Raw genomic sequence first — 16039 nt, 5'->3', positions numbered from 1 at the left:
AAGCCCATGACCAGCGCATCTCCCGAAGCTCGCCTTGGCGCCGTGCGCGCAACGATCCTGAAATCCGCGAAGCGCGCCGGGCGCAAGCCCGAAGAGGTGACCCTGATCGCCGTCTCCAAGACGAAGGGCGTGGAGGAGATTCGCCCGTTGCTGGATGCCGGGCACCGTATCTTCGGCGAAAATCGCGTTCAGGAAGCGGCGGATAAATGGCCCGCCCTGCGCGCCGAACATTCGGATGTCGCGCTGCACCTCGTCGGCCAGCTGCAATCGAACAAGGCGGACGAGGCCGTGGCCCTGTTCGACGCCATCCATAGCGTCGACCGCCCGTCGCTGGTCGAGGCTCTCGCCAAGGCGATGGACCGGTTCGGACGCCGCCCCGGCTGCTTCATTCAGGTCAATATCGGCGCCGAGCCGCAAAAGGGCGGCTGCGCCGTCGACCAGCTCCCCGAACTCCTGACGTTCGCGCGCGAATGCGGCCTGCCTATCGCGGGGCTGATGTGCATTCCGCCCGCCGCTGTCGAGCCCGCGCCTTATTTTGCCTTGCTGGCGAAGCTCGCCAAAGACCATGGGCTCGACGGGCTCAGCATGGGCATGTCCAGCGATTTCGAAACGGCGATCATGATCGGCGCCACCCATGTGAGGGTCGGCACCGCCCTCTTCGGGGAACGCGCCTAAAGCTGGTGGCCGCTCCTGTCGCGTTTCGCGGCGAGATAGGCTTCGTTATGCGGGTTGGCGGCAATTTGCAGGGGCACGCGTTCGACGACGGCAATGCCTTCCGCTTCCAGCGCCGCCGCCTTGCGCGGATTGTTGGTGAGCAGCCGGACCTTGTCTTGCGACAGGAGCGTCAACATCCGCGCCGCGACGCCGAAATCGCGCTCGTCGTCGCCGAAGCCGAGGCGGAGGTTGGCGTCGACCGTGTCGAACCCTTGATCCTGCAGCGCATAGGCGCGGAGCTTGTTGACCAGGCCGATGCCCCGCCCTTCCTGGCGCAGATAGAGGAGGATGCCCCAGCCCGCGGCGCGGATCGCGTCCAGCGCGCCGCTCAATTGCGGGCCGCAATCGCATTTGAGTGACCCCAGCACGTCGCCGGTCAGGCATTCGCTGTGCAGGCGGACGAGCGGCGGGCGGCCGTCCGGGCTGCCGATCAGCAAGGCGACATGTTCGGCGGCGTCGCCCGTGGAGCGGAAGGCGACGATCTCTGCTTTCTCCGCCGCCGCGACCGGCAGCCGCGCGCGCGATGCGACGACGAGCGTATCGGATTCGCGATGGGACGCTATGTCCGCTGCCGCCACGGTCAGTTCCGTCTCGGCTGTTTCGCTGACGAACAATGCCGGCAGCAGCCCGGCGAGGCGTGCCAGCCGGATGGCCGCAGAGGCGGCATCGGCCGCCGGTCCGCCATCTTCCGCGCGCACGGCGTCAACATCCGCCAACATCGGGGGCATCGTCTGGAACGGGCCTTTCAGCGGCGTCGCAAGATCGAGCGCCGGGTCGGCAATCGCCGTGGCCTCGGCCAAATCGATCCATGGCGCGCGGGCGATCCGCACCGGCCCGGTCGGCGTGCCTTCTCGTTGATTGGTAAGTTTCAGCGTCGCGGCGCGGTTGCCCGAAATCAGGATATCGGCGGGCCGGTCCCCGTCGAAGGCGGCAAGACCCGCTTCATCCGCCGTCTCGATGGCGAGAATATAAAGGCCGTCCACCCGCACCGGCCAGCCGCGCCGCAGCGCGTCCACCGCCCGCGCGACCTGCCGTTCCTTCGTCACACGACGAACTCGGTGACAAGCGGGACGTGGTCGGATGGCCGTTCCCAGCTCCGGCACGGCTCGTGCACCTTGTGCGCGACGGCGAGCGCCGCGACCTCCTTCGACGCCCACATATGGTCGAGGCGGCGGCCCCGGTCGTTCTTCGTCCAGTCGGGCGAGCGATAGCTCCACCAGGTGTGAAGCCGTCCCGGCGCCGGGAAGAAATGGCGGCCAAGGTCGACCCAGTCGCCCGCCGCCTGGAGGCGGTTCAGCGCGTCGACCTCGACCGGCGTATGGCTGACGACGTTCAGCAGCTGCTTGTGGCTCCACACGTCGCATTCGAGCGGCGCGACGTTGAAGTCGCCGACGAGGATGGTGGGGCGGTCGCACGTCTCCGACCAGCGCGTCATCCGTTCGATGAAGTCGAGCTTCTGGCCGAATTTCGGGTTGAGATCGCGGTCCGGAATGTCGCCGCCCGCCGGAATATAGACATTCTCAAGCCGGATCCCGCAGGCGAGGTTCACGCCCAGATGCCGCGCCTCGCCATTGTCCTGCCAGTCGTGGCGGTGGTCCGCCTCGATCGGCAGCTTGGAAATGATCGCCACGCCATGGTGCATGCGCTGGCCGCACAGCATGATATGCTTGTAGCCGAGGCGGTGGAAGGCGGCGCGCGGGAAGTCCCCGTCCATCACCTTGGTTTCCTGGAGGCACAAAATGTCCGGCTGCTCCTCGATCAGGAAGCGCTCGACGATGCCGATCCGTGCGCGGACCGAATTGATGTTCCAGGATGCGATCTTGAGGTTCGGGGCCATGGAAAAGCGGCTGTAGCGTTCGGTGCGAAGACTGTCGATGGACATGGAAAGGCCCCCACTCCGGGGGCTTGGAGCAGGGGCCTACCAAACGCGGAGGTTCCGCGAGGTCAATTGCAGGCTCCCTGCCGGGCAACAGGGGGTAAACCCGGCGCGGAAACCCGCAATTGCGTCTTGGGATATAGAAAGCCGAACCTGTCGGCGCGATGAACGCGTTAACCTTTCGGCCCGCGCTTCCGCGGGTCGGCGTAGCGGAACAGGCTGTCGGCGACGTTCACGTTGAAGCGGTGGTTTGACAGGCGCACCGTCGTATTGTTGTTCTGCGCGTCCCGCGTCGTCCAACCGCTCAACAGCAAGCCGCCCGGCGCGCTCGCCACCTTGGCGAAAGAAAGGGTGATGGTGCCAAATTCCGGCTTTTTCGGGTCGCGCGCCTGGACCAGGATGACCTGGCCGTCGTTGCGCGTCACCTTGGCGACCTTGGACAAATCCTTGTTGGGGTCGAGCAAGACGGCGAGCGGCGATCCGCCGATCGGCCAGCTCTGCACCTGCTTCACCTCATAATCGACCATGGTGAGGCGGCGGCCGTCGCCGACGATCAGCATCGGCACGCCCTTTTGATATTGAAACCGGATCTTGCCCGGGCGCTTCAGCGACAAGGTGCCGGTCAGGGTCTGCCCCCGGCTCGACTGACTGAATGCGGCGGTCATCGTGTTGACCGCCTTCAAATGCGCTTGGACCTGCGACAGGCCGGACGTCTGCGCGGTCGCGGGCGCCATCGCGACAAGGGCGATGGGCGCGGCGGCAAGGGCAAGCGTTGTGAAACGCGGCATGAAAGTCTCCGTAGCTGTTTGCAGAGAAGATAGGGTTTCAGGCTTGAATGCCTACTGAACCTGCGGGTTCCCAATCGTTCAGATGGCGTGCCCCTCGGCATCGATCAGAACTTCGCGCCGCCCGACATGATCGGGGGAGGACACGATGCCGTCCTTCTCCATCCGCTCGATGAGCCGCGCGGCGCTGTTATAGCCGATGCGAAGCTGGCGCTGGATATAGCTGGTCGACGCCTTCTGGCTCTCGGCGACCGTCTGCACGGCCTTGCGGTAAAGTTGCGCCTCGGGATCGTCGTCGCCGGTCGGCTGGCCTTCGAACATATACCCGCCGTCCGCCGGTTCCTCGGTCACCGCTTGGATATAGTCCGGCGTGCCCTGCGCCCGCCAATGGTCGGCGACGGCGCGCACTTCCTCGTCGGACACGAAGGGGCCGTGGACGCGCGCGATCTGCTTGCCGCCGGGCATGTAGAGCATGTCGCCCTTGCCCAGCAGCTGCTCGGCGCCCTGTTCACCCAAGATCGTACGCGAATCGATCTTCGAGGTGACGGAGAAGGAGATGCGGGTCGGCAGATTGGCCTTGATGACGCCGGTGATGACGTCGACGGACGGACGCTGCGTCGCCATGATGAGGTGGATGCCCGCCGCGCGCGCCTTCTGGGCCAGGCGTTGGATCAGAAATTCGACTTCCTTGCCCGCCGTCATCATCAGGTCGGCGAGTTCGTCCACCACCACGACGATCTGCGGCAGGATGTCGAAATCCAGCTCCTCATTCTCATATTTGGGCTGGCCGGTTTCGGGGTCGTAGCCGGTTTGGACGCGGCGGCCGAGCGCTTGGCCCTTTCCCTTCGCCTCGCGCACCTTCTGGTTGAAGCTGGCGAGGGAACGGACACCGACCGACGCCATCATCCGGTAGCGTTCCTCCATCTGCTCGACCGTCCATTTGAGGGCGCGGATCGCCTTGGCCGGCTCGGTCACGACCGGCGAGAGGAGGTGGGGGATATCGTCATAGATGCTGAGCTCCAGCATCTTGGGATCGATCATGATCATCCGGCACTCATCCGGGGTCAGCCGGTAAAGGAGCGAAAGGATCATGCAGTTGAGCCCGACCGACTTGCCCGACCCGGTCGTGCCCGCGACGAGCAAATGGGGCATCGGCGCCAGATCCGCGACGACCGGGTCGCCCGCGATATTCTTGCCGAGGATGAGCGGCAGCGAAGCCTGCTGGTTCTCGAACGCATCGCTCGCGATCAGCTCAGACAGCGACACCGTCTCGCGCTTGGCGTTGGGGAGCTCAATGCCGATCACGGTGCGGCCCGGAATGGTCGCGACGCGGGCGGACAAAGCGGACATGTTGCGCGCGATGTCGTCGGCCAGCTGGATGACGCGGCTCGCCTTGATCCCGCTCGCCGGTTCCAGTTCGTACATGGTGACGACGGGGCCGGGGCGCACCTCAACGATCTCTCCCTTGACCGAAAAGTCCTCAAGCACCGTTTCGAGGAGGCGGGCGTTGCGCTCCAGGCTCGCTTTGTCGAGCGCATTGTTGACCGGCGGCGGCGGCGGATTGAGCAGGTCGAGCGTCGGCAACGCATAGGAATCGCCCAGCGCCAGCGACGTCTGTCGCTCGCGTTGCGGGCGCTTGCCGCTGTTGGGGGATTGCGGCCGGTCGTTGATGACGGTGCGGTTCGGCGGGGGCGGCGCCACCGGAGTGCGCTCTTCCGGCTCTTCGAAGAGATCGTCATCTTCGTAATCGGCAACGGCGGAGCGGAAGGTCTTGCGCCGTCTTCCGGCCATCCAGCTTTTCTCCTCAGGACGGAGGTCGAGGCCGAAAAACCACAGGGCCAAGCCGGTCAATGCGAACAGGCCGATCAGCACGATTCGGAAAGGCTCGGTGAAGCTCGGCTCGCGAATGGCGGCGAGGCCCATGTCGACGAAGGCGGCAAGCGACAAGCCGGTCGCGCCACCCCATCCGGCGGGCAGCCCGTTGATCGCGCCGCCCGATATGAGCGCGGCCGCCGTCCCGATGAGCACGATGCCGAAAAGTGTGAACAGCCCCGCCCTTAGGCGCCGTCCGGGAACGGCGCCGCGGGCGGTGCGCAAACCGGCAAGGAGGAGGATCGGCACGATCAGCCCAGCCGGGAGGCCGAACAGGCTGAGCAGCAAATCGGATGCGTAAGCCCCCGGCGCTGCCGCCCAATTGCCGACCGGGCCGCCGGCGGCGGTATTGAGCGAAGGATCGCTCGGCCGGTAGCTGATCAGGGCGCTTGCGAGGAGCAACGAGAGAATTGCCACGCTCCCCCCGGCCAGCACCGCGCCGGTGCGCCGTGCCCCCCGTTTCATGCCGTCGCCGATGCGGGCGATCCGCCCGTTGCGCGCTACCGATGCCGCCATAATGGCCCCCAAATGTTCCGCTTATTTACCATGCGCTCCCGCGGACTCCCAGGTCAAGGCGCGAGACGCTTGGTTCTTGCCGCGTCCGGGACTATTTCAGATGAATGGAACGCGCGGATGTGATCATTCTTGGCGGCGGGCTGGTCGGCCTGACCCTCGCCATCGCTCTCGACAGGCACGGCGTGTCGAGCCTGGTCGTCGATCCCGCCGATCCGGAAACGTCCATCTCGCCGGTCTATGATGGCCGCGCGACGGCGGTGTCTTCGTCCTCCTACCGCATGCTGCAAGCGATCGGCGTGGCCGAACGGCTGGAAGGGCATGGCTGCCCGATCCGGGCGATCGAGGTCAGCGACGGCCTTGCGCCCGGCGGCCTCACCTTCGATCCCCCCCAAGGCGACGACCCGCTTGGCATGATGTTCGAAAACCGGCTGATTCGGGCCGCGCTTCACGAAGCGGCAAGGGCCGCGCCGAACCTTCATTTTCTTTCGCGCACGCGCCCCGGCGCGGTGGTGCGCGACGGGACGGGTGTGCGCGTCGCGCTGGAGGATGGGCGCCTCCTAGAAGCACCGCTGCTCGTCGGGGCGGAGGGCCGGAATTCGCCGACCCGCGAGGCGGCGCAAATCCCGGTGGCGCGCTGGCGCTACGACCATGTCGCGATCATCCAGACGATCACGCACGATCGCCCGCACGGCAACATCGCCTATGAAATCTTTTATCCCGATGGGCCATTCGCGATTCTGCCGATGCTGCCCGGCACCCGCTCCGCCATCGTCTGGTCGATTCCAGCCGCCGACGCGCCCGCGACCCTGGGCTTGTCCGATCGCGCCATCGTGGCGGAGATCGAGAAAAGGATGGGCGGTTTTCTTGGGCCGATCGCGCTCGCGGGTCCGCGCTCGAGCTACCCGCTCGGCTTCCACCATGCCGCGACCATCACGGGCGAGCGGCTGGCGCTGGCCGGCGATGCCGCGCATGGCATCCATCCGATTGCGGGCCAAGGCCTCAATCTCGGCTTCCGCGACGCCGCCGCATTGGCGCAGGTACTGGTGGAGGGCGCGCGCCTTGGCCTCGATCTAGGCGATGCGCAATTGCTCGATCGCTATGCGCGCTGGCGGAGCCTCGACACCTTCATGGTCGCGGCATCGACCGATCTCCTCACCCGCCTCTACGGGGTGCCGGGCAAGGCCGCGTCCGCGGTGCGCCGCTTCGGCATGGGGATCGTCCACCGCGCCGGGCCGCTGAAGAACCGGCTGATGGCCGAAGCGCGTGGCGAAAGCGGCGATTTGCCGCTCCTGCTGCGCGGCCTCGCCATTTGATGGTCATATCCTGATTATTGCATCGTCTCCGGCATGTCCGCGCCGCCGGGAACCAGCACTTGGAATTGCATGAACTGGGCTAGGAGGTCGCCGCGCTCCGCGATGGTATCGGCTTCCAGCAACGCCTGTTTCGATCCGACGTCGAGCGGCGCGATCTGTGCAATGCCGTTCACCAGCATTTCGTCATCCAGGCGGCTGACCGCATTCCAGTCCACCGCATAACCCAACGCCTCGGCATAGCGCCGCGCCTCGCGCTCCAGGCTGGCGCGCTGGATGCTCGCCAGCGCTTCGGCTTCCTCGTCGTCGCGGACGAACGGCGCCATGTCGATCTCGATCTGGCGGTAAGGAGTCTCGACCGGTATCTCGCGCAGGATGCGGAAGCGTTTCACCCCTTCCAGCACGATGTTGAAGCGCCCGTCGTCCAGCGCTTCGGAATCGACGATCTGGCCGAGGCAGCCGATATCGAACAGGGCCGGGCGATCGCCGGTCTCGCGCGGCTGGACCATGGCGATCAGCCCTTCGCCGTCCAGCGCATCCTTCGTCATTGCCCGGTAGCACGGCTCGAAAATATGGAGCGGCAACTGGCTGCGGGGAAACAGCACCGCGCCCGCAAGCGGGAAAACGGGAACGCGGAACGGCTCGCCGCTCATGTGAACAGGATGGCGGACAGCCGCCGTCTCTGTGCCCCCGCCCAAGGATCCTCGAGACCGACGACGTCCAGGAATTGCAGCAGCCGCTTGCGCGCGGCACCCTCGTTCCAATCGCGGTCGCGGGCGATGATTTCGAACAATTGGTCGGCAGCGGCATCGCGCTCGCCGGCATTCATCAGCAAGCCGGCAAGATCGTATCGCGCCTCGAAATCCGCCGGATCGGCGGCGACTCGCGCCTGAAGCGCCCCGCTTTCCGCGCCGGACTGGCCTGCTGCGGCGAGGTCGAGCGCCGATTTCGCCCGCCCGACGGCCGGATCGTTCGCCGCCGCTTCGGGCATGGCCGCCAGAACGGCACGCGCCTCGTCGAGCGCCCCATCGGCGGCCAGCGCGCGAACCAGGCCCGCCATCGCCTCGACATTGTCGGGCGCCATGTCGGCGATCTGCCGGAAAATGGAAACGGCGCGCGGCGCGTCGCCACCCGCCAGCACTTCCTCGCCCATGGCGATCAGCGGCGCGATCTGCGCCTCGGCCTGCTGCGCTTCGCCCTCGACCGGAAGCTGGGCAAGGATCTGGTCGATCGCGCGGGTCAGCTGCCCTTCCGTGCGCGCGGGCGTCAGGTCGGCGACGATCTGGCCCTGGAACACGGCATAAAGGGTGGGTATGGACTGCACCCGGAACTGGGCGGCGATGGCGCGATTCTCTTCGACGTTGATCTTGACGAGCCTCACGCCCCTGGCCGCATAATCGGCGGCGATCTTGTCGAGGACAGGCGCCAATTGCTTGCACGGGCCGCACCATTCCGCCCAGAAATCGAGAATCACGAGGGACGTCATCGACGGATCGACTACGTCGCGCTTGAAAGCGTCCAGAGCCTCCTTGTCCGCTGCGCTCATCCCCAGGGTCGCCATATTCATCCTCTTCACATCCGCCGGCAGGCTCGGGCTTCTATGTGGGATCGGCCCGCCTCCTGCCAAGCCTCGATCCAAGAAAAGGAAAGGGGCTTGCCGCCCGCCTGACTCCCTGCTAGCAGCCCGGCACCCGAGCCGTTCGACAAGAAACGGCTCCGCCAGAGCGGGCGTAGCTCAGGGGTAGAGCACAACCTTGCCAAGGTTGGGGTCGAGGGTTCGAATCCCTTCGCCCGCTCCAGTTTTCAGCATTTTCTTGCCTCCATTCATTCCTTCGTTCAGCCTGCGTTTCGCGGCGATTTGCCATCGCATGCCGGTGGCGGCAGGACTTGGCGGATATTTGAAAGGATTGGCGGTGGGGCTCTTGATGCTCGCGCCCGCCTTTGCTCGCGCGCAGGATGCGCCCGCGCCCGCGGTTTTTGCCTCCCAAAGCGGGAAACTGATGAACGCGTTCGAGGCGTTGGCGCAGGACGCGCGCGATTATGCCGCGCGTTATGGCGTTTCCCATGCCGAAGCGCTCCAGCGGCTTCGCGCGCAGGAAGACAGCGTGGCGACCACCGACCGGATCAGGGAGGAGTATCGCGGCCGGTTCGCCGGCATGGCTCTCGAGCACCGCCCGGCGTTCCGGATCGTCGTCCTTCTGACCGGTGAAGAGGCTGTGCCGGACCGGCTGATCAAGGCTGCAGGCACGGACGTGCCCGTCCTCTTCCGCACCGGCGCCGCCGCGACGCAGGAGCAGGTGGTCGCCTCGATCCGCCGGGATCAGGCGGCGATCCGCGCCATGCTGCGCAATCCGCCGGGCCTCGGCCACGATCCGCGCACTGGCGCGCTGGTCGTCGCGGTGAGCGGTGCAGATGCGGACGATTATCGCGCCGCCGGCATGCAGGCGAGGCTGGAGGCGCTGACCGGGGTTCCGGTGCGGTTCATGGCCGTGGACCGACAGGAGGATCTGTCCGTCGAAGGCGGAGCGCGGCTCGTGGGCGTGGCGGACGGCAGGCGCTATACCTGCACCGCGGGCTTCGCCGTGACCGACGGCATCAGTCATGGCATCGTCACCGCCGCCCATTGCCCGGACGATATCTCCGTGATCGGCACGGACGGCGGTGCCACATCCCTGGCCTTTAAAGGCCAATGGGGGTGGAGCTATCGCGACGTTCAGGTCCATCTCAGCGCCACGCCGCTCAAGCCCCTTTTCTATGCGGACAGCGCGAAAAGCGTGATCCGCCCGGTGACGAGCTGGCGCAACCGCGCGAGCATGCGGGCGGGCGACGTGGTCTGCCATCGCGGGGAGACAACCGGCTACAGTTGCGCCGAGGTGGAATATACCGATTTCGCGCCATCGGGCGATCTATGCGGCGGCCCGTGCGCGCCGACTTGGGTGACGGTTGCCGGTCCGGTGTGCAAAGGCGGCGACAGCGGCGCGCCGGTTTTCAACGGCACTATCGCTTTCGGCATCGTGAAAGGCGCCAGCTACCGCAAGGACGGCACCTGCAACTTCTATTATTACATGTCGACGGATTTCCTGCCGGAAGGCTGGCGCCTGCTGCACGAATGAGCGGCGCGCTTACAGCATGTAGCGAAGCTTCACCTTCTGCTCGCTCTGCCCGGCACCCACCGAAAAACGGGCATCGTCATATTTGGGCGGGCCGAAGCGGATGACGGGATTGCGGGAAAAACCGAAGCCTTCGCGCGGCATGATGGCCATCTTGTCGAGCTTCCCATTGCCGTTTTCGTCATGAAAGGCGGACAGCGCATATTGGCCGGGCGGGATGCCGCGGAAATGCGCGATGCCATCCCTTGCCGGAATCAGCATCTTGCGGGCGGCGGGATCGTCCTTGCAGTCGGGAAAGTAGCGGGCGTTCTGGGTCAGGCAGACGCGCACGCTCCCTTTGCCGCTCCGCAAATTTTCGAAGCGGACGGTGAGGTCGCTGCCCGCCGGTGCCGCGGCGGCGAGGCTAGGCGCGAGAAGCGCGAGGATCGCGAGACGCATGATCGAATTCCCCAAGGCCCTTGTCGGTCCCGCACAGGCGGTCCCAGAAACGGAAATAGAGGCCGTAATTGCACTTATATTCGCGGTGATGGCGATGATGGTGGCTGGCCGTGATCAGCCATTTGCCCGCGCGACCCTGAACCAGCCATTGCGGAAACATCTCCCACCCCATGTGATTGGTGACGCCCATCACCGTCATGACGAGCAGGACGGCGAGCAAGGCGCCGGCATGAATGGGGATCAGGAAGACGAGGGCGGGGATCACCACCGCGCCGGTCAGCGCCTCGATCGGGTGGAAGCTCATCGCCGCCCAGGCGGTCGGCGGACGGCTGTCGTGATGCACCTTGTGCGCGACGCGGAACAGCTTCGGGCGGTGCATCCAGCGGTGGGTCCAATAGAACCAGCTGTCGTGGAGAAAGAGGTAGAGGAGGATGGAGAGGGGGATCCACCAAACCGGATAGGCCCCGGCATCGGTGTAGATTTGCGTCCACCCCCGCGCCTGCCAGCCCCAAGCCGCGATCCCCGCCGGAACGCCGTAAATGGCGGCGCTCGCCAGCGACCAGCGGATTTCCCGGTCGATCTGTCGCCGTTGTCCGCCGTACAGGCCGGGAAAGCGCCACGCCGTCAGCATTGCGAAGCCGCCGCTCACCACCAAATAGCGCCCCCCCACGATCAAGGTCATGGCGAGCGCGGAGAGGAGAAGGGCGGGAAGCGCATCCATCCGCTTTCATTAGCCGATCGCCGCCGCGCCAGACAGTTGAAAAGTCGCGCCCCATGCCGCAATAGCCAAGCGTGCGTCAGAAGCTGGAGTTTTTCGTGATCCAGGGTTTCAGGCCGGCGGTCCGGCTGTTCCTCGCCATCCTGTTCCTGCTGCCGGCCGCTGCGCCGGCGGAAGTGAAGGTCACGTTCCATTCCCGCGATCTGGGGGCAACCTTTCCCCATGCCTTCGTCAGCCTGAAGGGCGTTGTCGATGCAACCGGCGAGACCGTCGACACGGCTTACGGCTTTACCGCCAAGACGCTGAGCCCCGCCATTCTCGCGGGTTCGGTCTCCGGCAAGGTGCAGGTCGAAACACAGGCATACGTCAGGCACAGCAAGCGGCATTTCACGGTGACGCTGCCGGACGAACGCTATCATGCATTGATGGCGGTGGTGGAAAGGTGGCGCAACGCCGCGCAGCCCTCCTACAATCTGAACCGGGCCAATTGCGTTCACTTCGTCGGGGAATTGGCGCAGGCGGTGGGCCTTGACGTCACGTTCGACCCGAAACTCATGAAAAAGCCGAAATCCTTCCTGATCGCCGTCAAGGCCGGGAATGAGGCGCGCGTCGAGCCGCCATTGGGAGAGGATGGCGGCACCCTGACCGCCGCGCCCTGACATGGCGGGCGGGGGACGCCTCGTCATCGCGGGCGGCGGGCTCGCGGGCGCGCTCGCGGCGCTGGCGCTTGCCCAGCGGCGGCCGGACGTTCCCTTTCTCCTCGTCGAGGGTGAGGATCGGATCGGCGGCAATCACACCTGGTCCTTTTTCGACGGCGACGTGACGGCGGAGGATCGCTGGCTGATTGATTCCCTGATCCATGCGCGCTGGAGCCGCCATGACGTCATTTTTCCAAAGCGGCGGCGGACTCTGCCCTTCGGCTATAACAGCATCACGTCGGACCGCCTCGACGCCGCGATCCGTGAACGGCTCCGGCCCGATCAGCTTCGTCTCGGCGCGCCGATCGCGGCGATTGCCGCCGATCATATCGTGCTGGACGGCGGAGAACGGATCGATGCCGCCGGCGTGATCGACGCGCGCGGCGCCGCCAATCTCGACAGCCTCGACCTTGGCTGGCAGAAATTCGCCGGGCGCATCTATGCCTTTGACACCCCGCATGGGCTGGACCGGCCAATCATCATGGACGCCTGCGTCGATCAGGCGGACGGCTATCGTTTCGTCTATTCCCTGCCTTTCACCGACTGCACGATGCTGGTCGAAGACACCTATTATAGCCTGTCGTCCGATCTCGACCGTGGTGAAATCGCCGCCCGCATCGATGCTTATGCCGCGGATCGGGGGTGGCGCGCGGCGCGCATCATCGGCGAGGAATCGGGCGTGCTGCCCGTCGCCATGGGCGGCAGGATCGCGGACCTGTGGGAAGGTGTGCCGGTCGCGCGTCTTGGCCTGCGCGGCGGCTTCTTTCATCCGACCACCGGCTATTCGCTTCCGGATGCGGTGCGCAATGCCGCTCTTCTCGCGCGCCAACAGGATTTCGGCAGCGCGGCGCTTCATACTATTTTCCGCAAAGAAGCCGATCGGCTCTGGCGGCAGCGCGGCTTTTACCGCTTGTTGAACCGCATGCTGTTCCGCGCCGCCCCGCCGTCCGAACGCTACAGGGTGCTCCAGCATTTCTACCGGCTCGATCCGGCATTGATCGGCCGTTTCTACGCCGGACGCACCACCCTCCTCGACAAGGTCCGCACGTTGAGCGGCCGTCCTCCCGTTTCAATCATGAAGGCGATGAAGGCATTATGACAATGAAGAGCGCGGCGGTTATCGGATCGGGTTTCGGCGGCCTTGCCCTCGCCATCCGCCTCCAATCGGCGGGAATCGCAACGACGATCGTTGAAGCGCGCGACAAGCCCGGCGGCCGCGCTTATTTCTGGGAAAAGGGCGGCTACACCTTCGATGCCGGGCCGACCGTCATCACCGATCCCGATTGCCTGCGCCAGCTTTGGGCGCTCAGCGGCCACGACATGGCGGCGGATGTCGACCTGATGCCGGTCTCCCCTTTCTATCGCCTCAACTGGCCGGACGGCACCAATTTCGATTACACCAATGACGACGCGGTGCTGAACCAGGAGATCGCGAAGCTCGATCCCGCCGATGTCGCGGGCTATCGCCGCTTCCTCGATTATTCGGCGGGCGTCTACGCCGAAGGCTATGAGAAATTGGGCGCCGTCCCCTTTCTCGATTTCACGTCGATGCTGAAGGCGGCTCCCGCCCTCGCCCGCTACCAGGCTTGGCGCTCGGTCTATTCGATCGTATCGGGGTTCGTGCGCAGCGAAAAGCTGCGCCAGGCCCTCTCCTTCCACACCCTGCTGGTCGGCGGCAATCCGCTGACGACCAGCGCGATATACGCCCTCATCCACAAGCTGGAACGGGACGGGGGCGTCTGGTTCGCGCGTGGCGGCACCAACCGGCTGGTCGCTGGCATGGTGCGTCATTTCGAACGGCTAGGCGGCACGATCCGTCTCGGTGATCCGGTGGCGGAGATCGAAATGGCGGGCGGCCGCGCGACTGGGCTCCGCACCGCGAGCGGCTGGCGCGGGTCGTTCGACGCCATCGCTTCCAACGCCGATGTCGTGCACAGCTACGATCTCCTGAAGGATGCGGGGCGCAAAACCGCCGCGCGCCTCCGCAAGAAGCGTTTCTCACCCTCGCTCTTCGTCGTCCATTTCGGCGTGAAGGGGGAATGGCGGGACATTCCCCACCACATGATCCTGTTCGGCCCGCGCTATCAGGGCCTGCTCGGCGATATCTATAATGGGGGGCGCCTGGCGGACGATCCGGCGCTCTATCTCCATCATCCGACGGTCACCGATCCGGCCATGGCCCCGCCGGGCTGCTCAACCTTTTACGCGCTCGCGCCGGTGCCGCACCGGGGCAAGCTCGACGTCGACTGGGCGGTGGAAGGGCCGAAATATCGCGACCGCATCCTTGAAGTCGTCGAACAGCGCGTGGCACCGGGGCTGCGCGACAAGATCGAGGTCTGTTTCCACTATACGCCGCAGGATTTCACCAGCGATCTCGCCGCCCATCTCGGCTCCGCCTTCAGCCTGGAGCCGGTGCTGACCCAAAGCGCCTGGTTCCGCGTCCACAATCGCGACGACCATATCCCCAACCTCTATTTCGTGGGCGCGGGCACGCATCCCGGCGCGGGCATTCCCGGCGTCGTCGGCAGCGCCAAGGCGACGGCGGGATTGATGATCGATGACCTCGGCGGCTGATCGCGCCGCGATCGTCGCGGGGGCTTGGACGACGATCCGCGCGGGCTCCAAATCCTTCGCCAGCGCCAGCCGCCTGTTCGATCCGGCAACGCGGGAACGGGCCTGGCTGCTCTACGCCTGGTGCCGCGCCTGCGACGATTATGCGGACGGGCAAGTCCTTGGGCATAAGGCGCCTCTCCCGGAAAGCGGGGGGGCATTCTCCGCGATCGACCATATTCAATCCCAAACCGCCTTCGCTCTTTCCGGCCGCGACACTGGAGAGCTGCCGTTCGACGCCTTGCGCATCGTCGCCGCCGAATGCGCGATACCCCACGCCTTCATCCGCGATCATCTGGACGGATTCGCGATGGACGCGCGCGGCTGGCGGCCGCGCACCGAAGAGGATCTCCTGCAATATTGCTATCATGTCGCGGGCGCGGTCGGCTGCATGATGGCGGTGCTGATGGGGGTCGATCCCGCCGACGCCGACACGCTCGACCGCGCTTGCGACCTCGGCCTCGCCTTCCAGCTCGCCAACATCGCCCGCGACCTTGGCGAGGACGACGCCATCGGCCGCTGCTACCTGCCGCTCGATTGGCTGGCGGAGTTCGACATTCCGCCCGGCGAACATATGCGCCCGCATTACCGCCCCCGCATGGCTATCGCCGCGAAACGGCTTTCCCTACTCGCCGAACGCCATGAGTCGTCAGCGCGCACCGGGGCTGCACGCCTTCCCTTCCGCGCGCGTTGGGCGGTCCTGTCCGCCGCCAACATTTATGGGGCGATCGGCCGCGAAGTCGCGAAACGCGGGGCGCAAGCCTGGGACCGGCGCGTCGTCATCGGCAAGGCGGAAAAGCTCCGCCATGTCGCGGCAGCATTGAAGGAAGCCCGGTTTCCGGGGCGCGGCGGCGAGGTCAGCCGCGACGGCCTCTGGACCCGGCCGCGCGCCTAGCGGCCTTTCGGCGCCCGCATCCTCTTCGCGGCGCTCCGTGCCAGTTCCGCTTTCAGCACCTCGGCCCGCGGCGCCCACAGGAAACCGAAACTCACCGATCCCTCCTTCCCTTCCGTCGCATGGTGGAGGCGGTGGGCCTGCACGATGCGCTTCATGTAAGGGGAGCGTGGCACATAGCGGTGATCGACGCGGCGGTGGACGATGACGTCATGAAAACCGAAATAAATGGCGCCATAAGCCGCGATCCCTGCCCCGGCCCATATCGCCCATGCCCCCCAGCCGAGCTGCACGCCGCCCAACAGCAACAGGATGGACGGCACCGCGAAGATAACCGCGTAAAGATCGTTCGCCTCGAACAGGCCGGTGCGCTCGCGGTGGTGGCTTTCGTGCAGGAACCAGCCCGGTCCATGCATGATCCAGCGATGGGCGGCATAAGCGACGCCTTCCATCGCGGCGACGGTGGCAAGGAAGATCAAAAGTCCAGCGTTGATCGGCAT

At 65.9% G+C, this 16039-nt stretch carries 16 protein-coding genes and 1 tRNA gene; 8 read left to right on the top strand and 9 right to left on the bottom strand.

Annotated elements, in window-relative coordinates; genetic code table 11:
- Positions 1-6 precede the first annotated feature (6 nt).
- The gene (locus IC614_RS09300) at positions 7-675 is read left to right on the top strand and encodes a YggS family pyridoxal phosphate-dependent enzyme (protein WP_200971051.1); all 669 of its coding nucleotides are present in this window, start codon (positions 7-9) and stop codon (positions 673-675) included.
- On the opposite strand, the gene ribA is transcribed toward IC614_RS09300, so the two are convergent.
- The 4 genes from ribA to IC614_RS09285 all read right to left on the bottom strand — a co-directional run bounded on the left by ribA (position 672) and on the right by IC614_RS09285 (position 5763).
- Positions 672-1760 carry a GTP cyclohydrolase II gene (gene ribA / locus IC614_RS09295; protein WP_226372622.1) on the bottom strand — a complete coding sequence of 363 codons (1089 nt, stop codon included), beginning with the start codon at positions 1758-1760 and terminating at the stop codon, positions 672-674. The genes IC614_RS09300 and ribA overlap by 4 nt on opposite strands.
- The gene (locus IC614_RS12360; protein WP_226372775.1) at positions 1757-2551 is read right to left on the bottom strand and encodes an exodeoxyribonuclease III; all 795 of its coding nucleotides are present in this window, start codon (positions 2549-2551) and stop codon (positions 1757-1759) included. Before IC614_RS12360 ends, ribA begins: the two co-directional genes overlap by 4 nt.
- 212 nt (positions 2552-2763) lie before the next feature.
- Positions 2764-3378 carry a LolA family protein gene (locus tag IC614_RS09290; RefSeq protein ID WP_200971049.1) on the bottom strand — a complete coding sequence of 205 codons (615 nt, stop codon included), beginning with the start codon at positions 3376-3378 and terminating at the stop codon, positions 2764-2766.
- 78 nt (positions 3379-3456) lie between these two features.
- A complete protein-coding gene (locus IC614_RS09285; protein WP_200971048.1) occupies positions 3457-5763 on the bottom strand; it encodes a DNA translocase FtsK in 2307 nt (768 codons plus the stop codon).
- A gap of 104 nt (positions 5764-5867) precedes the next feature.
- Between IC614_RS09285 and IC614_RS09280 the strand changes: the two genes are divergently transcribed.
- Complete coding sequence (locus tag IC614_RS09280; RefSeq protein WP_200971047.1) at positions 5868-7076, top strand: FAD-dependent monooxygenase; 1209 nt, start codon at positions 5868-5870, stop codon at positions 7074-7076.
- Positions 7077-7090: 14 nt separating this feature from the next.
- Here the strand turns inward: IC614_RS09280 and IC614_RS09275 are convergent, their stop codons facing one another.
- Together IC614_RS09275 and IC614_RS09270 are read right to left on the bottom strand one after the other, a co-directional pair.
- The gene (locus tag IC614_RS09275) at positions 7091-7726 is read right to left on the bottom strand and encodes an LON peptidase substrate-binding domain-containing protein (protein WP_200971046.1); all 636 of its coding nucleotides are present in this window, start codon (positions 7724-7726) and stop codon (positions 7091-7093) included.
- A complete protein-coding gene (locus tag IC614_RS09270; protein WP_200971045.1) occupies positions 7723-8634 on the bottom strand; it encodes a tetratricopeptide repeat protein in 912 nt (303 codons plus the stop codon). The genes IC614_RS09275 and IC614_RS09270 overlap by 4 nt, the downstream gene beginning before the upstream one ends.
- Positions 8635-8797: 163 nt before the next feature.
- Between IC614_RS09270 and IC614_RS09265 the strand changes: the two genes are divergently transcribed.
- Positions 8798-8872, top strand: a tRNA-Gly gene (locus IC614_RS09265).
- A 15-nt stretch (positions 8873-8887) separates the two neighbouring features.
- Entirely contained in the window at positions 8888-10186 is a 1299-nt protein-coding gene (locus tag IC614_RS09260; protein ID WP_226372621.1) for a hypothetical protein, read from the top strand.
- Between the two features lie 9 nt (positions 10187-10195).
- Here IC614_RS09260 and IC614_RS09255 read toward each other — a convergent pair whose 3' ends face one another.
- Together IC614_RS09255 and IC614_RS09250 are read right to left on the bottom strand one after the other, a co-directional pair.
- Entirely contained in the window at positions 10196-10621 is a 426-nt protein-coding gene (locus IC614_RS09255) for a DUF2141 domain-containing protein (RefSeq protein ID WP_200971044.1), read from the bottom strand.
- Positions 10587-11342 carry a sterol desaturase family protein gene (locus IC614_RS09250; protein WP_200971043.1) on the bottom strand — a complete coding sequence of 252 codons (756 nt, stop codon included), beginning with the start codon at positions 11340-11342 and terminating at the stop codon, positions 10587-10589. Before IC614_RS09250 ends, IC614_RS09255 begins: the two co-directional genes overlap by 35 nt.
- Before the next feature lie 71 nt (positions 11343-11413).
- Between IC614_RS09250 and IC614_RS09245 the strand changes: the two genes are divergently transcribed.
- Genes IC614_RS09245 through IC614_RS09230 form a run of 4 tightly spaced genes read left to right on the top strand, consistent with a single transcriptional unit; the run spans position 11414 to position 15542 of the window.
- Positions 11414-11998, top strand: a complete 585-nt coding sequence (locus IC614_RS09245; RefSeq protein ID WP_226372620.1) for a hypothetical protein — start codon at positions 11414-11416, stop codon at positions 11996-11998.
- Between the two features lies 1 nt (position 11999).
- Positions 12000-13136, top strand: coding sequence for a lycopene beta-cyclase CrtY (gene crtY / locus IC614_RS09240; RefSeq protein WP_200971042.1), 1137 nt, complete (start codon positions 12000-12002; stop codon positions 13134-13136).
- A 2-nt stretch (positions 13137-13138) separates the two neighbouring features.
- A complete protein-coding gene (locus IC614_RS09235; protein WP_200973178.1) occupies positions 13139-14611 on the top strand; it encodes a phytoene desaturase in 1473 nt (490 codons plus the stop codon).
- On the top strand, positions 14595-15542 hold the full coding sequence (locus tag IC614_RS09230; RefSeq protein WP_200971041.1) for a phytoene/squalene synthase family protein: 948 nt from the start codon (positions 14595-14597) through the stop codon (positions 15540-15542). The genes IC614_RS09235 and IC614_RS09230 overlap by 17 nt, the downstream gene beginning before the upstream one ends.
- Here IC614_RS09230 and IC614_RS09225 read toward each other — a convergent pair.
- Entirely contained in the window at positions 15539-16039 is a 501-nt protein-coding gene (locus tag IC614_RS09225; protein ID WP_200971040.1) for a sterol desaturase family protein, read from the bottom strand. The genes IC614_RS09230 and IC614_RS09225 overlap by 4 nt on opposite strands.

The sequence above is a fragment of the Sphingosinicella flava genome (assembly GCF_016025255.1).
In the GTDB taxonomy this organism is placed as follows: Bacteria; Pseudomonadota; Alphaproteobacteria; order Sphingomonadales; family Sphingomonadaceae; genus Allosphingosinicella; species Allosphingosinicella flava.
The sequence above is the reverse complement of the archived record's forward strand: the minus strand, read 5'-3'. Positions and strand labels throughout refer to the sequence as shown.

Coding starts and splice junctions, on each gene's coding strand:
- IC614_RS09280 (WP_200971047.1), top strand. CDS start 5,868: ATGGAACGCGCGGATGTGATCATTCTTGGCGGCGGGCTGGTCGGCCTG.
- IC614_RS09225 (WP_200971040.1), bottom strand. CDS start 16,039: ATGCCGATCAACGCTGGACTTTTGATCTTCCTTGCCACCGTCGCCGCG.
- IC614_RS09255 (WP_200971044.1), bottom strand. CDS start 10,621: ATGCGTCTCGCGATCCTCGCGCTTCTCGCGCCTAGCCTCGCCGCCGCG.
- IC614_RS09270 (WP_200971045.1), bottom strand. CDS start 8,634: ATGGCGACCCTGGGGATGAGCGCAGCGGACAAGGAGGCTCTGGACGCT.
- crtY (WP_200971042.1), top strand. CDS start 12,000: ATGGCGGGCGGGGGACGCCTCGTCATCGCGGGCGGCGGGCTCGCGGGC.
- IC614_RS09300 (WP_200971051.1), top strand. CDS start 7: ATGACCAGCGCATCTCCCGAAGCTCGCCTTGGCGCCGTGCGCGCAACG.
- IC614_RS12360 (WP_226372775.1), bottom strand. CDS start 2,551: ATGGCCCCGAACCTCAAGATCGCATCCTGGAACATCAATTCGGTCCGC.
- IC614_RS09285 (WP_200971048.1), bottom strand. CDS start 5,763: ATGGCGGCATCGGTAGCGCGCAACGGGCGGATCGCCCGCATCGGCGAC.
- IC614_RS09230 (WP_200971041.1), top strand. CDS start 14,595: ATGACCTCGGCGGCTGATCGCGCCGCGATCGTCGCGGGGGCTTGGACG.
- IC614_RS09290 (WP_200971049.1), bottom strand. CDS start 3,378: ATGCCGCGTTTCACAACGCTTGCCCTTGCCGCCGCGCCCATCGCCCTT.
- IC614_RS09235 (WP_200973178.1), top strand. CDS start 13,139: ATGAAGAGCGCGGCGGTTATCGGATCGGGTTTCGGCGGCCTTGCCCTC.
- IC614_RS09275 (WP_200971046.1), bottom strand. CDS start 7,726: ATGAGCGGCGAGCCGTTCCGCGTTCCCGTTTTCCCGCTTGCGGGCGCG.
- IC614_RS09250 (WP_200971043.1), bottom strand. CDS start 11,342: ATGGATGCGCTTCCCGCCCTTCTCCTCTCCGCGCTCGCCATGACCTTG.